Source organism: Candidatus Afararchaeum irisae (assembly GCA_034190545.1).
GTDB lineage: Archaea > Halobacteriota > Halobacteria > Halobacteriales > Afararchaeaceae > Afararchaeum > Afararchaeum irisae.
Map to the genome: position 1 here is coordinate 1 of JAXIOF010000085.1, position 15,968 is coordinate 15,968.

16 protein-coding genes and 1 tRNA gene are annotated in these 15,968 nt (G+C 55.8%); 8 read left to right on the forward strand and 9 right to left on the reverse strand.

Annotation, left to right across the window (positions count from 1 at the left end; genetic code table 11):
* From SV253_08705 to SV253_08725, 5 genes are all read right to left on the reverse strand, one after another.
* Positions 1–743 (reverse strand): hypothetical protein (locus SV253_08705; GenBank protein MDY6776132.1); only part of this gene is annotated, 743 nt, incomplete at its 3' end.
* 274 nt (positions 744–1,017) lie between these two features.
* Positions 1,018–1,998: a glutathione S-transferase family protein gene (locus tag SV253_08710; GenBank protein MDY6776133.1), complete on the reverse strand. Its 981-nt coding sequence runs from the start codon at positions 1,996–1,998 to the stop codon at positions 1,018–1,020.
* A gap of 41 nt (positions 1,999–2,039) precedes the next feature.
* The gene (gene arcS / locus SV253_08715; protein MDY6776134.1) at positions 2,040–3,809 is read right to left on the reverse strand and encodes an archaeosine synthase subunit alpha; all 1,770 of its coding nucleotides are present in this window, start codon (positions 3,807–3,809) and stop codon (positions 2,040–2,042) included.
* Positions 3,806–5,332: a tRNA guanosine(15) transglycosylase TgtA gene (gene tgtA, locus SV253_08720; GenBank protein MDY6776135.1), complete on the reverse strand. Its 1,527-nt coding sequence runs from the start codon at positions 5,330–5,332 to the stop codon at positions 3,806–3,808. The genes arcS and tgtA overlap by 4 nt, the downstream gene beginning before the upstream one ends.
* On the reverse strand, positions 5,325–6,209 hold the full coding sequence (locus SV253_08725; protein ID MDY6776136.1) for a hypothetical protein: 885 nt from the start codon (positions 6,207–6,209) through the stop codon (positions 5,325–5,327). The genes tgtA and SV253_08725 overlap by 8 nt, the downstream gene beginning before the upstream one ends.
* 83 nt (positions 6,210–6,292) lie before the next feature.
* Between SV253_08725 and SV253_08730 the strand changes: the two genes are divergently transcribed.
* Positions 6,293–6,375: transfer RNA gene (locus tag SV253_08730), tRNA-Ser, on the forward strand.
* 81 nt (positions 6,376–6,456) lie between these two features.
* On the opposite strand, the gene SV253_08735 is transcribed toward SV253_08730, so the two are convergent.
* A complete protein-coding gene (locus SV253_08735) occupies positions 6,457–6,864 on the reverse strand; it encodes a winged helix-turn-helix transcriptional regulator (protein MDY6776137.1) in 408 nt (135 codons plus the stop codon).
* 76 nt (positions 6,865–6,940) lie between these two features.
* Positions 6,941–7,162 (reverse strand): hypothetical protein, encoded by a 222-nt coding sequence (locus tag SV253_08740; protein ID MDY6776138.1) that lies wholly within the window; start codon positions 7,160–7,162, stop codon positions 6,941–6,943.
* Between the two features lie 334 nt (positions 7,163–7,496).
* Between SV253_08740 and SV253_08745 the strand changes: the two genes are divergently transcribed.
* The 3 genes from SV253_08745 to SV253_08755 all read left to right on the forward strand — a co-directional run bounded on the left by SV253_08745 (position 7,497) and on the right by SV253_08755 (position 10,529).
* A complete protein-coding gene (locus SV253_08745; protein ID MDY6776139.1) occupies positions 7,497–7,757 on the forward strand; it encodes a hypothetical protein in 261 nt (86 codons plus the stop codon).
* Between the two features lie 146 nt (positions 7,758–7,903).
* On the forward strand, positions 7,904–9,244 hold the full coding sequence (locus SV253_08750; GenBank protein MDY6776140.1) for a CBS domain-containing protein: 1,341 nt from the start codon (positions 7,904–7,906) through the stop codon (positions 9,242–9,244).
* A 52-nt stretch (positions 9,245–9,296) separates the two neighbouring features.
* Positions 9,297–10,529 (forward strand): MFS transporter, encoded by a 1,233-nt coding sequence (locus SV253_08755; protein ID MDY6776141.1) that lies wholly within the window; start codon positions 9,297–9,299, stop codon positions 10,527–10,529.
* 33 nt (positions 10,530–10,562) lie between these two features.
* Here the strand turns inward: SV253_08755 and serB are convergent, their stop codons facing one another.
* Entirely contained in the window at positions 10,563–11,198 is a 636-nt protein-coding gene (gene serB / locus SV253_08760) for a phosphoserine phosphatase SerB (GenBank protein ID MDY6776142.1), read from the reverse strand.
* Between the two features lie 105 nt (positions 11,199–11,303).
* Between serB and SV253_08765 the strand changes: the two genes are divergently transcribed.
* From SV253_08765 to SV253_08780, 4 genes are read left to right on the forward strand one after another with little or no spacing between them, the layout of a single operon-like run.
* Positions 11,304–12,203, forward strand: coding sequence for a hypothetical protein (locus tag SV253_08765; protein MDY6776143.1), 900 nt, complete (start codon positions 11,304–11,306; stop codon positions 12,201–12,203).
* Positions 12,200–12,955, forward strand: coding sequence for a hypothetical protein (locus SV253_08770; protein MDY6776144.1), 756 nt, complete (start codon positions 12,200–12,202; stop codon positions 12,953–12,955). The genes SV253_08765 and SV253_08770 overlap by 4 nt, the downstream gene beginning before the upstream one ends.
* Positions 12,956–13,011: 56 nt before the next feature.
* Positions 13,012–13,512 carry a deoxyuridine 5'-triphosphate nucleotidohydrolase gene (locus tag SV253_08775; GenBank protein MDY6776145.1) on the forward strand — a complete coding sequence of 167 codons (501 nt, stop codon included), beginning with the start codon at positions 13,012–13,014 and terminating at the stop codon, positions 13,510–13,512.
* Between the two features lie 3 nt (positions 13,513–13,515).
* Positions 13,516–14,292 carry a TrmH family RNA methyltransferase gene (locus SV253_08780; GenBank protein ID MDY6776146.1) on the forward strand — a complete coding sequence of 259 codons (777 nt, stop codon included), beginning with the start codon at positions 13,516–13,518 and terminating at the stop codon, positions 14,290–14,292.
* Between the two features lie 7 nt (positions 14,293–14,299).
* On the opposite strand, the gene SV253_08785 is transcribed toward SV253_08780, so the two are convergent.
* A complete protein-coding gene (locus SV253_08785; GenBank protein ID MDY6776147.1) occupies positions 14,300–15,655 on the reverse strand; it encodes an APC family permease in 1,356 nt (451 codons plus the stop codon).
* Positions 15,656–15,968 lie beyond the last annotated feature (313 nt).

Genomic DNA, 15,968 nt, shown 5'->3' on the forward strand with positions numbered 1-15,968 from the left:
TTATCTATCTCATCCTGTAGCGCGCTCGTCCAGTTCGCCGCTGTGAGAGGCGATGTGATAGTGAGATTGATAGGATCGCCGTCGTCTGTCGCCGCAATAGTAGTCTCCATTACGCTGTTAGGCTTGAGTGAGACTGTCTCCGACTCGACCTGGCTCGTCGAGATCGAGCCGTTGAGGACGACGAGGTTTATGTTACGTCCGTTGATCATAGACTGTTCTGAGAGGGTCAGGTTGGCGTTGTACTGCGAGTCGGCGACGCCTGACCAGTAGTTGTAGACCATCGAGTTGCCGTAGACCGTCGACGGCGCGTCCTGGTACCGGTTGTAGTTGGGAGAGTACGTGATGATCCTAGTCTCGAACGCCTTCTTCGATCCGTCCCAGTAGTCGTGAGTCTCTCTTGAGGACTCGACCTGAGCGTTCGAGATATTCAGATATCCGTCGATACTCCGGAGAGTGCCACTAGCGTCGGGAGGGTTCTGTAGGACTACCCTATCTGTGTACTCGACCCCCATATCGACTGTAACCGACCTCGGGGTTCCTGACGAAGACACGAAGCTTATCGCACTTCCGAGGCTCTGGATATCCTCCTGGACGTTCTGGCTGTGGGAGAACTCGGTGTCCTCGTTCCAGATAGGGACTGCCTGGGTTTGAAGAATAGCTAGGAAGGTTATGGCGATGCCGAGCATCAACACCGCACCTATGACTACAGATACGGCGTCTTCCCCACGGTCGGCTTTACGCATACTCTACTACTACCGTGGGAGCGGGGATAAAGATTGGGTCAACGTCGGGTTCGACGTACGAAGAGAAAAAGACGCAGAGAATGGTGGTGTGGGGTTGGGGGGTTGGGGGGTGGTGGGGTGGGGGCTGGTTTTGCTGACTTGGCGTCAGCACAGCACCGGTAAGTACCCAGTTCGCCGGTGCTACTACATGATTAGTAGCGGGTGCCTAAAGCGTTTTTGGATGCCCCTCCGTCTTCGAGTCATGTACCACAACCTCAGAGTGGTGAGAGGACTCTCAGACAGGCGGAGAGCCGGGTAGACGGTCTCTTCGGTGGTCGTCTTCGAGGTCTATCTCGGGATCAACCGCTATGATACGTTTCGGGTTGACGCTCGGATGGGTGGTGTAGTAATGTTCCTTTATGTGGTCGAAGTCGACTGTCTCGGAGAAGCCGGGGGTCTGGTAGAGGTCACGCAGGTAGCCCGAGAGGTTCTCGTAGTCGTCTATACGGCGTCTGCTACATTTGAAATGTATGTTGTAGACGCGGTCGAAACGTACGAGTGTCGTGAACATAAAGACGTCCGCCTCTGTGAGACGGTCTCCGGCTAAGTACCTCTGGTCGGCGAGGACGTCGTCCCAGTGGTCGAGTGCGTCGAAGAGCTCGTCGACCGCCTCCTCGTAAGCCTCCTGTGTCTCGGCGAAGCCCGCCTTGTAGACGCCGTTGTTGATCGGTTCGTATATCGCGTCTATTATCCGGTCGACCTCGTCGCTGTATCCCTCGGGATAGAGGTCGACGTCGTTCTCGGCGAGGGAGTCAAACTCCGTGTCGAGGAACCGGGTTATCTCGGCTGACTCGTTGTTGACGATAGTCCCGCGTTCCTTGTCCCAGAAAACGGGGACGGTGACACGTGTCGTCACGTCGGGATCAGCCTTGAGGTAGATCTCACGGAGGTACTCCTCGCCGTTGACAGTATCGGGAGTACAGCCGTCCTTATCGGGGGTAAACTCCCAGCCGTCTTCGGCACGGAAGGGATCGACGACATCGACAGAGACGACGTCTTCGAGACCCTTGAGCTTACGTGTGATGAGTGTCCTGTGAGCCCACGGACACGCGAGCGAGACGTAGAGATGGTAACGCCCCGACTCGACGGGAAAGTCAGCGTCGGAGTCATCTCTTACCTCGCTGTGGAAACGCGCCTCCTGTCTCTCGAATCTCCCCTCGTCGTCTGTCTCATCGTAGCCTCCCACGATCCATTCTCCGTCTACGAGTCCATTCATAGACAGTCTTAGTGACTCAGACTCAAAAGAGTACGCCGTACTTACTCGACTTCCTCGACATGTCGTACGTCTACCGAGACTCCTCTCGTGCTCCTCGCCATCTCGTCGCCGAACATCTTCGCCCTTCCGACGCCGCGTGCCTTCTCGCCCTCGAAGTAGACCTCATCCCCCACACGTATTTCGTCGTCGGCATCTAAGACTCCGGGAGCGAGGACGTTTCCGTGTGGCACGAATGCATCTATCTCGACCCGTGGGGCGTCTAAGACCTGGGCACCTTTCACGGTGAGTGCAAGGGTTCCGTAGGTCGGTACGAGAGCACCTAGCTGTTCATCCTCGTACTCGTCCCTCCCGAAGAGACGGAGACGTGGAAGCCTGCCCCTTATCTCGACTCCCGATAGCCCGAGTTTGGAGTCGAAGACGTCTTCCCCGAACTGGTAGTCGACGACACCTCTGACGTTCCATTTGTCAAGTATCCCGTGGGGCGACTTCTCGACCCCGTCGAGTGCCGATCCGAGTCTTTCGAGAGGGTCGTCGTCACGCGGATGTTCGTCCTCCTTGACTGTGAACTCGACCTCGACGTCCTTCGACTCTACGACAGAACGCACTATCTCTCCGTAGCCCTCCTCGGGGAGATGTGCTACGAGACGGTCATAGGGGTTGTTCTCGACGTACGACTCGAAGACCGACGAGACGAACTCCCTCTCCTTCGCGTCCCACCGACCCGTGACCGGAGTGTCGTAATGCGCCGCGGGGTAGATGTTTTCGAGCTCTCTGGGTACGACCCCTAAGGGGCTCGTGACTATTACCTCGTGTCCACGTCTGCGTATGACCTGCCGGAAGTCCTGGTGTGACTTCGACTGGGAGTAGGGCTTCCCGGCTGAACACGGCAGAAGGACGCCGACGTCAGTTCGGGGTGCTCTGTACCTCTCGACGACGCGTTCGGCAAACCTCCTCACCTCGATCCTGTCGAGCGTCTCCGACGAGTTGGCGTCGAGACGTGTGTTCCTGACGACGGGGGTTCTCGTCTCTATGTAGTCGCGCTCCTGGTCGACGAGACGCATCGCCTCGACGAGCCATCTCTCCGACCTCACCTGTCCTTCGATGTACTCGCGGAGACGTCCGTTACGTATCCTGTCACGCACCGTTGCGACTTCGGCGCGGAGCATAGAGACGTTGTGTTTAGCCACGTCTTCCCTGCCGAGGTCGTCGGGGCTTGATTCCGCACAGACCTCACAGGAACACGGTAGCTCGGTGAGTTCCTCGATGTCGACCGAGAGGTCACGTGTCATGTAGGTCTTCCCGTAGCCCTGTACTGCGGCGTAGTCTTCGTCGAACCCGTCGACTCCGAGGTAGGCGAGTAGGGCGACGTTCCTCGGAGTCGCAATCCCGGGAGCCACGAGCGCGGAGTCGGGTTCGACTGTTCTCCTCGCACCTATTACTGCGTCGACGACCTGTCTCGCGCGTCCCTTCCGGAGACCCGTGAGTATGTAGACGTCACGCCCCGACGCGACCGGGTTCTCGACGTTGACGACCTCCGCGGTCGGGAAGTCGTACTTCTCCTCTGTATATGACGCTGTCTTAACAATCTCGTCGGGGGTTCCCGACGGCATCGCCCTGTGTGGCAGAACCGTCACAGCGTCCGACGAGCCTTCTATCTCCTCGCCTACCTCGGAGTCTGCTTGAGTCCATCTGCTGTATGTGTCTCTGAGTACGTCGCCGACGAGAGCCGGCGTCGTGATCGTGTCGTCGAGACGTATCTCACCGAGCCTCGCCGCCGAGTCGTGGTCTCTTACCTCAAAGTACTCTGTCATGTCTGTTGTTCCGTTTCTGTGTTACTGTTTCTTGTCTTGGAACCGTTACTTCTGCGTATCACATCGACGTCTTCGTTTTCTATCTCTCCTAGGAGGGGATGATCCCACGGAGAGACGAGTACGGCGTCGGTATCGTAGAGACGTACGAGACGCAGAACGCCCTCGTAGACAGCCTCCACCTCGTCGTGGCTCGGCTCTTCGGGAACCTCGGCGTTGAAGGGATAGCTGTGTGACAGGCTCTCGGGGAAGGGTCCGAGAGGTGGAAGTAGACGTAGTACGGTGTCGAAGTCGTCGGTGTAGACATCGAGTTCGTCCTCCCAGCCGTCTTCGAGGTAGTCAGCCGTGGGAACCACGAGAACCCGGTCGCCGTCGTCGACACCTATCCTGTCGAGACGTCTGTGGTGTCTCACGACCTCGGGACGACGTCCAAGCCCGAGGCTGAAGACCGTCGACTTTGAGGCGGGGTCGTACTTCTCTATCTGGTCGGCGTGGTCGCCGAAGTTTCTCAGACCGTCTAAGAGCTTCGGATGGGACCGGCATCTCTGTTCGACGAGCTCTATGAGGTTACCTTCTCTGACCGCCTGCCTCACACGTCTCATCTCGGCAAACGAGACGTTGAGGTTGTGCTGTGCGAGGAGGTCGTGTGAATCACGGAGGTCGTCGGCGTCGTGTGAGACACAGACCTCACAAGAACACGGTAGCTCCCGGAGGTCGTCGACGTACTTGGTTCCCTCGGGAGTGATGTAACGTCCGTCCTCGGCGTAGAGAGCGTAAGCCGCCGAGTCGAAGAGATCACAGCCGACTGCGACTGCGAGGCTGAAGATCATCGGATGTCCCGCTCCGAAGAGATGTACGGGAGCGTCGGAGTCGAGTCCCCTCTTCGCCGCGGCTACGACGTCGACGAGGTCGCCGAACCTGTACTCCTGCATCAGAGGGACGACCGCACCCACGGGGTATACGTCGCCGAGACCCGAAGCCTCCCTACCGGCTCTCTCACGCAGGTCGGGGTGTGTCGATCCCTGCACGGGGACGTTGAGTCCTGCCTCAGCGTCGAGTTCCGAGAGAATCTCCCTCGCTTCTTTTATCCTACTGAGGGTGGTCTCCCAGTCGTCCTCGGCGGTCTCGTGCGACGAGTCGGGAGGAGTAGGGATATCGAGTGGAGTGGCTACGTCAGTCCCTATCTCGACCTGGAACTCGACAGTCTCGCGGTTCGAGAGGGTGACCTCGTCCTCGCCGTAGACACTCATCTGGTACGATCCCGAGTCAGTCACGACGACGCCGTCGAAGTCGAGACTGTCGTGGAGACCGTCTTCGACTGCCTTCTCGCGGTAGTCGTCGCTCTTGTTTATGATGTAGGCGTTCGTAATGAGTATCTGTGCCTCCGAGAGGTCGGGACGCGTGAGATGGGGGTTTATGACAGGCATCAGAGCGGGAGTCTGTACAGTCTTGTCGCCGACTTCGAGACTCCCTATGCGTCCCATCGAGTCCTTCGAGTCGATCTCGAAACCGAAACCCTCAGACATAGCTCGTACCTTCGACTAGCTCTCCAAGAGGGAGACGGAGGTACTTCTCCTCTCTTGCGAGATCTTCACCTCTGTCCCGCTCTCCTCGTCTCTCGACCCATGATCTGAGGTAGTTCATCCTGAAGAAGTCCCTCACGAGTCCCTCCTTGACTTCCTCCCTGAGACACCGGTAGACTTCTCTTCCGAGGCTCATCGCTTCGTCACACGTCTCTGTCGTAGAGAATCCCGACGAGAAGTACATGTATGCGTAGTCGCTGTCGAAGATATACGGGACTATGTCGTCGACGTTGTCTCCTATCTCGTCCTCCCTGACCTCGAAGCCGTCTATCTCGGTGACATCCTGACTGTCGGCGTCTTCGTCGTCGGGACAGTCGGGGTATCCGAGGACTGACTGCCTGTACTTCTCGAACCCTCCGTCCTCCGAGACTACCGACTCGACGTTTTTCTGTATGATACCGTCGGGGCTCACCGTCTCGTCGTCTCTGAAGAAGTAGGCTCTCGCTGTGTAGCTCAGACCCCCGCGTCTACGAACCCACTCGGGAACGACGAAGACTTCGACGTCGTCGGGCGTGTTGTCGTCGAGAAACTCCGCCTCGTAGGTCTCCTCGAACTTCTGGCGTAGCTCCTCAGACGCCTCTGTGAGAGTCTCGGTGTCGATTCCGCCTATTCTGACCTTGACGTTAACGACGGTGTCGTACGACTCACGGAGACCCTGAAGCCTGTCGGACATATTCGCCGCCTTCTCGTCGTAAGTCCTGCCTATCGCTCCTCTCTGCCCCTCGAAGTAGTCCCTGTCGAGTTCGACGGTCGCCCCCTTTCTGACACCCTGTGACACGGGTATGGTTTCGAGAGCAACCGACGTAGGAAGGTCGTTCATTGAGTATTACGAGGTCGTGAGGACTAATAACTTCGGCGTTCTAACGGAAGCTTTTAAATCCCGAACCCCATACGACTGGATGAGCCGAGGTCGCCTAGTCTGGCAGGGCGCACGCCTGGAAAGCGTGTGGCTTCAAGCCACGGGGGTTCAAATCCCTCCCTCGGCGTCTGGTTAGATGTTCAATTCTAACTGCTTTTTTACTAATGCGGGAGGTATGACTTCAAGTCAGTTAACAGAAACAGACTGACTACGCCGTAACAGGTATATCGACGCTAATACTGTCGTACCAGACTGTGGGCTTCTTTCTCCTGCCTTCTTCTTCAAGCTCTATTAACCCGAGTTTCTCTAGCTCGGTAACTCTATCATGTACTTGGCGTACGTCTCGGTCTACTCGACGTGCGAGGTCACGTATACTCTCGACGTCTTCTCGGGCTACGGTTCGTATGAGTTCTAGATTTCTGTCGTCGAAGATCTCACCGACTCGCTCTTCTGTCTCGAGTGTCAGACCGTAGCTCTCTTCGGGCTCTTCGTCCTCATCGATTGCTTTCATAGCCTCGGCGACTGGGTCTTGGTGTCGAGTCGCGCTAACTCGGGCTACTTTGACGTGTAAGACTTTCTTTCCGTCGGGGTTCTTGGTGTCGGTTTCTATCGCCATAATGTATCAGCTCCTTCGTTTTTCTTGACGTATTCTCTGAAACTTTCGTATGCCTCAAAGTACTCGAGATCGACATCTACCGGATCTTCTTCAGCTTCGTGCTTCTCGAAGACTCCATGGATGTTATCGTATCGAAGCAGTGTTTCGCCGTTCTGAGTCCCGTAATGTTAATGTTCCCGAACCGTATTTTGTATCCGTCAGGATACTTTTCGGATTCGGGGACTTCGAGTATCACGGCACGAACTACCGTATCTTCGAACTCCCGGGTCTCATCAACGACGCGTTCGATATCCGACATCTACTACATTGTTGTTAAATCCTACAACAATAAAACGTTGTGGGGTCTTAACAACAGACTTCTGACTCTATCAGTGATTTCTCAATTAGACTCTCTCGACGCAGATACAACTCCGTGAGTATCCGGTTTTATTAGGAATAACGGACATGATTAACGGTCGAAGTATGGCTCAGCCAAGACGAGATTGAGCCGTCGGAGAAGTGTGAGGAAGTTTTGAATGTCTTAAAATATGGTCGCGCTAATCCCCGTTTCATAGCTCGACGTTATCAACTACGACGAGAACACGAAGGAGGTAGAGATATCCGACGGTATCGACAGCTTAATCGAGAGATACATGGGACTCTCGGATCAGAACGACGACGGAGATGGAGCCGAGAAAGAGAAGAACGACTCATACGTGAGTGACATGGGTCTATCCGCTGTAAGCGGACTGGGGATATTTTCAGTCGTGTCCTCGAAGCTCCTGTCTGTCTCTCAGCCGTGGTTGCTGAGTGTCTTCTTCCTGTCTGTGGTCTTCGTCTACTCGATGTCTGGAGCCGAACTCGTAGAACACAGCCTGTCAAGGGCAGTCTCGGACACCGACAGAGCGTCGTAAAGGACAGCCTGCTCCTTGGGAAACACTCGACAGAGGTTAAATACGTGTTACGTTATCGCCCTCAGTGACTCTCCTGTCGAAACACAGAGGTCGGTAACTAATACGGATTCATTTTTAGGTTGGACGTGTATCTCCAACCACGGACGATGAAAGACGCCGTGCGCGAGAACTTCGACCTCAGTGTCTCGTCGTACGAGGAATACGAGAGACAGACGAGCCGGTTCTCAGATCTCGCTCGTCTCCTGTGTTCGGAGATGGTCGACGCCAAGAGACGTACCGGTAGGACTGAGTACGGCGGTATCGACTGTATCTTAGACGTGGGTGCGGGCACGGGTGTTAGCACATCTGTCTTCGAAGAAGAGGCTCAGACTGTGGCTGTCGCACTCGACATCAGCCGTGGGATGCTCCGTCAGAACACGTCTTCGTACCGCATCCAGGCGGATATGAGTAGACTTCCGTTCACCGACGACTCCTTCGGAGGAGTTGGATTTACGGCGTCTCTCTTTCTAGTTCGTGACCCCGACACCGCAGTCGAGGAGGCGTCACGTGTACTCCACGAAGGAGGTGTCGTAGGTGCGGTGGCTCCAGTCGGATGGGTCGACGCTGACGGAGACCGTGTCTTCTCGTCCTCCGAGGTAGAGCCCATCTCTCCCGCCGACGAGGACGACGTTTACGAGGCACTCGACGAGAGAGGAAATAGACGAGACAGACGGAAACGTCGTCATACGCCGACGAGGACGACGTTTACGAGGCACTCGACGAGAGGTTCGGTGTCGAGACGGGAAGTTGGGATTTCGAGACTACTGCCGAGGAGATACGTCTCTTCCACTCGATACCCGCGATCGCGGCACGTCTCTGTCCGAGGCTTCCACCCGAAGACCGTATTTCGAAGACAGCGGATCTACTCGACTCTCTCGAACTCGAAGCCTCTTCGGAGTTCGGGTTCGAGGAGAGATGGAGATGGTTCGTCGGGGTCAGAGTCGGCGACTGACACCACCCACAGATATATTTTCACGTATACGGTACGGGAAGCCATGCTTATAGAGGAGATAATGTCAAGAGACGTAGTGAAAGCCGAGGTCGACGAGACTGTTCAGGAAGGGGTGGGCAAGATGCTGGAGAACCGTGTCGGAAGCGTAGTAGTTACACAGAGCGGCGATCCGACGGGGATAATGACCGAGAGCGACGTGTTAAGACACACCTACGAGACACGGAAGCCGTTCACAGACGTGGTTCTCTCGGAGGTCATGAGTTCGCCCCTCGTCACCGTCGAGCCCGACGTCTCGGTGAGAGCCGCTAGTGAGAAGATGAAGTCCAACTCGGTGAAGAAGCTCGTCGTGATGGACAGTCTCGAACTCGAAGGAGTAGTCACTCTCATGGACATAGTCTACAGCCAGAACGAGATACTCAAGGAGGCACACAGTCAGGAGGACAGGGAAGGCTGGGACAGTCCCGACGAGTACCTCGGCTACGAGAGCTTCGAGTGACACGACGAACCGGAAGAAAGTTACTCTACACAGTCGAACCGGGATACGTTCGATGGACGTCTTAAACAGACAGAAACGCTCGGAGTTAGGCAGTATACTCAAGTACTACCTCTACAAGTCGACGCGAGCCGACGAGTTCTACCGTCCTATCATGTACCTCTTCTTCCTCTCGAACGGTTTTAGTTTCACACAGATAGCGATACTCGAAGCCGTCTATAACATAACGACGGTAGTGGGCGAAATTCCGACGGGATACGTGGGCGACCGGGTCGGACGACGCAACAGCCTTCTGATCGGAACCCTCCTCATCTCGGTGACACTCGTAGGGATCGGTCTCTCGGAGTCTTTCGCCACAGTCGTACTCCTCTATGTCTTCTGGTCTACGGGGTATAACTTCCGGTCGGGGAGTGAGGACGCCTGGCTCTACGACACACTCATAGACGACCTGGGTTCGGAGAGATTCGCCCACGTACGCGGTAGAGGAGAGGCGGTCTCTCTCGGAACGGGAGCCGTCGCGGCTGTCGTGGGCGGCTACCTCGGAGGCATCGACCTCTCGTACCCGTGGTTCGTAGGAGCGGCTATCACCTTCTTGGGAGCCTTAGTCCTCGTGACAGTCGACGAGCCCGAGACCTACGAAGCCGCCGACACAGAGAGCCTGAGTCTCCGCAGAACCGCGCGGATCGTGAAAGACGCTGTTTCACAGAAGAACCTCAGGGCGTTCGTCGTCTACTACTACGTCCTCTACTCCGCGGTCACATACCTGATCTTCGTCTTCCTCCAGCCCATATTCGAGACGGTCGTCGTAGATCTAGGTGTCGCCGCGAGCCAGGTCGAGTCACTCCTCGGCTGGTTCTACGCGGCTTACAGTCTCCTGGGGGCTGTGATCAGTTACTACGCGGGAGCGATAAAGAACCACGTCGGCGTCCGAGCCTGGTTCCTCTACCTTCCGTTCGGTGTCGGAGCCGCACTCGTCGGAATGTACTTCTTCCCCGTGTTATCTCTCCCGACGTTTCTGTTCGCAAGAGGACTCTCGGACGTCACTAAGTCGTTCGCGGGACAGTACGTGAACGACAGGATAGCCACCTTAGGAAGAGCCACGGTTCTGAGCGGGATGGCGATGGTCAGCGGTCTCACAGTCGTCCCGTTCCAGCTTGGAAGCGGAGTGATTTCGGACTACGTCTCGCCACTCTTCGCCCTCTTCGTCGGCGGTATCGTCCTTATACTCGGGTCAGGAGCGGTTCTCGTCTGGGAGACACCCGTGTCAGAAGAGGCTACATCGACGTGAGGTATGAGACGTCAGACTCAGACTGAAAACTCTCTACCCGAGAACTCCTCTCTCTTCGAGGAGACGTCTTAGCTCCTCGACAGAAGCCACGACTGTGTCACACTCCTCGCGGACAGTCGGCTTCGGCTCGTATCCTATCGCATCGCCTGCTATTCTGAGCATCGGAAGGTCGTTCGCGCCGTCGCCGACAGCCATTGTGTCTTCGAGGTCTACACCCTCTGACGTAGCCAGACGTTCGAGAGCCTCGTCCTTGGTTCCCTCTATGAGGCTTCCCTCGACCTCTCCTGTAAGCGCGCCGTTTTCGAGGACGAGTCTGTTAGCGACTATCTCGTCGACCTCTATACCGCTGCGTTCGAGGATCGACTCGACTCCCCTCTCGAATCCTCCTGTGAGTATGGCTACGAAGACTCCCGCGTCACGCAGGTCGTTTATGAGGTCGGCTGCGCCCTCGTGGAACTTTATTCTCTCGAAGGCGTGGTTCATCCTCTCTTCGGGAAGACCTTCGAGAAGCTCTATCCGCTGTCTCAGACTCTCGGCGTATCCTATCTCACCGTTCATCGCCCTGTCTGTGATTCCGGCTATCTCCTCGGCTACGTCCTTTTCCTCGCCGAGCAGGACAGTCATCTCGGAGTCAGAGAGCGTTCCGTCGAAGTCGAAGGCTATCAACATAGAACTGTCTTTGTGTCAGTCCCTTATTTATGTTAAGACTGACACCCGAGAGACAGACGTTTGGGCGCAGGTAGATATATAAATCCATGTTATGTATGGAAGCCTATGTCTAATATAGACTTGCATGTCGGGGTGTTAGCCGTATTAGTCGTCTTAGCCGGAGTCGTAGTCGTGGGGACGACCTCGGTATCTGTAGCCGCACAGGACGCCGACGACACCGACGCGAACGCCACGAATGTCACACAGCCCGAACCACCGGGTCTCGGGCTCGGACACGAGATAAGCATCGCCCTCAGATCCCAGAGAGAGTACATCGAGGGCGCAGTCGAACGTGAGTCTTTCCGCCTATCCTTCAAAAACGCCTCCGAGACCAACAGGTCGAGGGTCGCCAAACGCGAGGTCGAGAGGATTCACAGTGAGATATCCGACGCATACCAGGAACGTAAACGTCTCATAGAAGAGCTTCAGAACGGGAACATATCACCGACTGAGTTCGCGATGAAGATGGCTGAGATAAACATGAGAGTCTCGGAAGCCGCACGTAGCCTGGGACACGTCGAGAATGTATCCGAGAGACGTAACGTCAGCCTCAACAGAAGCCGTCTCAACCGGACACGTGGTCTCGCACGTGGAATAGTCGGTAACGAGACACCGACACGTCCGCGTGGAGCGGGAGCAGTCGAGGTGGCGAGACGTGCGATGAGTCTCGCGAGGAACGCGAGTAACATGACGGGACACGAGGTCGCCCAGAGAGCACGCAACCTCAGCCGTGATCGTGTCCACGCTCCCCCGGTTGACACAACAAACAGAACCGACCGAGTGCCGGATCGGGGACAGCAGGCAGACAACATGAACGGATCGGGAAGTAACGGAGCACAGCAGGGGAGTCAAGGTATGAACCGAGGTCAGAACTCCGACCGCGGAGGAGGAGGGGGACGGGGCAACCCAGGCTCGAACGGAGCCGTGGGAATGGATGGACAAGGAGAGGGAGGTGACGGAAGATGAGCCGTAGACTGCGGCTCTTAGGCGTAAGTCTTCTACTCCTTATCGCTTTATCGGCAGTCACGGTCTCTGTCTCGGCACAGAACTCTGGTCAGACCGACATACAGATAGACATCGACGACAACGGCGACGCAGATTTGGTCATAGACAATCACGTCTCGCTCGGTACACAGTCCGAGAGACAAGCCTTTGACTCGATACTCTCGAACCAGACGAGACTTAACGAGATGGGAGACGAAGCCGCCGCGCCCTTCAAGTCGTTCGCCGAGAGAGCGTCCCAAGAGATCGAGAGGAATATGTCGGTCTCAGTTAAGTCAGTCAAGGGAACCAGAGACGGCGAGACGGGAACCATCTCGATCACACTAAGCTGGGAGAACTTCGGGCGTGTTGACGACAGCCGAGTCTATGTGGGCGATGTCTTCGAGGGGGGTCTAAGACTTTCCGAAGGACAGAGTCTATCCGTGGTAGCTCCCGAAGGATACAGTCTCTCAGAGGAGTCTGTTCTTCCGGATGGCAGGATAAAACAAGACACAGTCACGGTAGAAGGACCTATTGAGATGAACCAGAGTCTGAGGCTAGTATATACCCCCGTGGAGGACGGAGAAGCGAGTAACCAGACTCAGGACGTGAACGAGACACAGAATGGGGAACAGAACCAGGGACAGGGTGGAAACGGAATGCCCGGCTTCGGTCTCTTAGCTGGATCTGTCGCTCTCATCGGTGTCGCCGCCCTCAGAGAACTACAGCTGACGTAGCTGACCCGTCTGTTTCTTTCCGGTGGGTTTGTTACCTCCGACTTCGAACTCCGAGTATGATAAGATCCGGTAGCTTCGTCGCTGACCACATCGAGCCAGCCGACTCGACAGACGTAGATGAAGCGGTACAGCCCAACGGCTTCGACCTCAGCATACGGGAGATATACAGACACGAGACGCGAGCCACCCTTACCGACGACGACTACGACAAGCCCGATAGGAAACGTATTGAGACAGAAGAGAGAGACGGAAGGGAGTTCTACTCACTCGAACCCGGCTCTTACGTAGTCGAGTACGCCGAGGTCGTCGAGATACCCGAGAACCACGTCGGCTTCGTCTACCCCCGAAGCAGACTCATGAGGAGCGGCGGTATGCTCTTCACTGCTGTCTGGGACTCGGGCTACAAGGGAAGAGGCGAGGGCGGTCTGAGGATCGACGTTCCTATGGAGATACAGGCAGACATGAGGATCTGTCAGATACTCTTCGAGAAGACCGAGAAGCTTTCGGAGACCTACTCGGGGTCACACCAGAACGAGAATCTCGACCAGACTGAGTGAGATATGCCGAATCTCTCAGTCGTCTTAGTCGATCCCGAGACTCCGGGGAACGTCGGCACTGCGGCGAGGTCTATTAAGAACTTCGGCTTCGACGACCTCGTCGTGGTAGATTCGCCCGGGATAGAAGAGGGCGATGAAGCATACGGCTTCGCACAGGACGCTGACGACGTACTCAGATCGCGCCGATCCGTGGGGTTCGACGAGGTCGTCGAGAGCTACTACACCGTGGGCTTCACAGCGACGACGGGCTCACCCAAACAGCACGCGAGGTTCCCTTATGCGACTCCGGAGGAGATACGTTACGAGACTGAGGATCTGGATGCCGATGTCGCTCTCGTCTTCGGAAGGGAGTCGACAGGGCTCACCAACGAGGAGATAGGACGTCTCGACCGTGTCTGTTCGATACCCGCGAACCCCGAGTATCCGTCTCTCAACCTCGGACAGGCTGTCACTGTCGGTCTCTACGAGATGAGCAAGTCTCACAGTCACAGAGACGGAGAAGATGAGAGACAGAAACAGAGACACGACAGGGCTGACGACGAGTACATAGAGAGGTTCCACGGTATATTCGGAGATCTCCTCGAAGCCGTCGACCATCCCGAGGGAAGACGTGACAAGACGAAGAGGATGATGAGAAGACTACTCGGTAGGTGCCATCCCACCAAGAGGGAAATAACCACTCTAATAGGGACTGTTAACGAGGCTTCTGAGACCATCAAACATCTACGTAAACGTAAGCAGTGTGACTGTAATAAAGACGAGAACGAGAGTGACGAGTAGTAGCTATCTATATCCTGTCCTTCACTCCATCCTCTATCTCCTCGACCCTCTTTTCGACCGACTCACGTTCGAGGTAGAAGAATTCGAGGACTAAGACAGCCGCGAATATTCCTACCACAGAGACAAAGACACCGAACTCGTGTACGTAGAGGTGGTGGAGAACTATGGGTATCGCAACGACTGTACCGAGTAGCCCGAGCGCGGGAACCACAGGATTAGACCCAGTCTCGTCGTAGATTCTGAGGTTGGTGTAGTTGGCTATCGCGTCGGAGATCAGGAACGCAACAGAGCCGAACTCTGTTATCTGTCTCAGGGTGCCGAGCGCGGTGAAGGTCGCCGTGAGAACTCCCATCACGACAAGCGCGTACTTAGGTATACCCTGCTTATCACGGAATGAAAAGACCTGTGGCATCTTCCCCTCGGTTGCGACCTTGTGTGCGAGTCTCGAAGCACCGAAGAGTGTGGCGTTTATTCCCGACGATGTACTCTGCATCGCCGACAGAATCACGAGAACGAAGCCCGCACCCCCAAGTATGGGTATGTTCGAGACCGCCTTTGCGAGTGCTGTCTCCTTGTGTTCGACTAACTGCTGAGGTGTGAGATGTAGAGTCGCCATGAAGGACACCGAGACGTATATGAGTATGGCTATGGCTATGGCTATATACATGCCACGCCGGAGGTTAGTCTCGACGTTCTCTATGTCGTTGTAGTCGTATGTCAGGAGCTGAAAGCCCTCGTATGACACGAAGATCACAGCGAAACCCGTGATCGGACTCACGTATCCCTTGTTGAAGAAGTCGACAGCCGCGAGGCTGCCGTCGTAGAAGACTACTCCGAGAGCCGCGAGAGATAGGAGTATCAGTATTTTGATGTAGACGGCTATGTCCTCGAAAAGCCCAGTCTCTCTCACCCCGGCGAGGTTGAGACCCACCAAGAGCCCCACGATTCCCACAGAGATCACAGGTCTGAGTATCTGAGGCAGGCTGACCGAGGCTATCTCGCGCACCGCAGTCAAGGTGTAAGCCCCGAAAGCGAAGGCGTACATCGCCATCACGCCGACGTACCCTACTATCAGAACCCATCCCGTGACGCCTGCTATATGCGGGTTCTCCGTCGTGTGGTCGATGAAGGCGAAAGCACCTCCCTTCTCTCCGAAATGGAGAGTCAGCTTAATGTACGAGTAGGCGGTGAGGAGCGTGATGACGCCTGCGAGAAGGTACGAAACGGGTACGGCGTTCCCCGCCTGACGCATCGCAACCCCGAGTGCAGCGTAGATGCCTCCAGAGACCATACCTCCGACACCCATGGCGACGACCTCCTTGAGACCGAGCTTCTCCGCATCTGACTGTGCCTGAGAACCCATAGGTATCTGAGTCTTCGTGTCTACTTTATACTAATGTATCAATTACCCCGCCACGAAAACTACATACAGGAAGAGACACAGTACAGCTGTGCGTCCCGTGAAGATCCCGACGACGTATGGCAGTATCATGAGGAAGCCCTCCGAATGTGTTTACGACGTCTCCGAGTGTGAGATACATTATTTCTCGTCTTTCTCCCGTAGTCGAGCATAACATACATGTTGTGAGTTCACTTTCCCTAAGAGATAACTATCGTGTAGATTCGGTACTTCCCAACTGAGTTAGCTCAGGGTCTTTGTTGAAGCCGGCTTGGAT

What these genes read in the sequence shown, in the direction of transcription:
- SV253_08780 (MDY6776146.1), top strand. Translation starts at nt 13,516, where the DNA reads ATGCCGAATCTCTCAGTCGTCTTAGTCGATCCCGAGACTCCGGGGAAC.
- SV253_08740 (MDY6776138.1), bottom strand. Translation starts at nt 7,162, where the DNA reads ATGTCGGATATCGAACGCGTCGTTGATGAGACCCGGGAGTTCGAAGAT.
- SV253_08710 (MDY6776133.1), bottom strand. Translation starts at nt 1,998, where the DNA reads ATGAATGGACTCGTAGACGGAGAATGGATCGTGGGAGGCTACGATGAG.
- SV253_08770 (MDY6776144.1), top strand. Translation starts at nt 12,200, where the DNA reads ATGAGCCGTAGACTGCGGCTCTTAGGCGTAAGTCTTCTACTCCTTATC.
- SV253_08725 (MDY6776136.1), bottom strand. Translation starts at nt 6,209, where the DNA reads ATGAACGACCTTCCTACGTCGGTTGCTCTCGAAACCATACCCGTGTCA.
- SV253_08750 (MDY6776140.1), top strand. Translation starts at nt 7,904, where the DNA reads ATGAAAGACGCCGTGCGCGAGAACTTCGACCTCAGTGTCTCGTCGTAC.
- SV253_08755 (MDY6776141.1), top strand. Translation starts at nt 9,297, where the DNA reads ATGGACGTCTTAAACAGACAGAAACGCTCGGAGTTAGGCAGTATACTC.
- tgtA (MDY6776135.1), bottom strand. Translation starts at nt 5,332, where the DNA reads ATGTCTGAGGGTTTCGGTTTCGAGATCGACTCGAAGGACTCGATGGGA.
- SV253_08745 (MDY6776139.1), top strand. Translation starts at nt 7,497, where the DNA reads ATGGGACTCTCGGATCAGAACGACGACGGAGATGGAGCCGAGAAAGAG.
- arcS (MDY6776134.1), bottom strand. Translation starts at nt 3,809, where the DNA reads ATGACAGAGTACTTTGAGGTAAGAGACCACGACTCGGCGGCGAGGCTC.
- serB (MDY6776142.1), bottom strand. Translation starts at nt 11,198, where the DNA reads ATGTTGATAGCCTTCGACTTCGACGGAACGCTCTCTGACTCCGAGATG.
- SV253_08765 (MDY6776143.1), top strand. Translation starts at nt 11,304, where the DNA reads ATGTCTAATATAGACTTGCATGTCGGGGTGTTAGCCGTATTAGTCGTC.
- SV253_08775 (MDY6776145.1), top strand. Translation starts at nt 13,012, where the DNA reads ATGATAAGATCCGGTAGCTTCGTCGCTGACCACATCGAGCCAGCCGAC.
- SV253_08735 (MDY6776137.1), bottom strand. Translation starts at nt 6,864, where the DNA reads ATGGCGATAGAAACCGACACCAAGAACCCCGACGGAAAGAAAGTCTTA.
- SV253_08785 (MDY6776147.1), bottom strand. Translation starts at nt 15,655, where the DNA reads ATGGGTTCTCAGGCACAGTCAGATGCGGAGAAGCTCGGTCTCAAGGAG.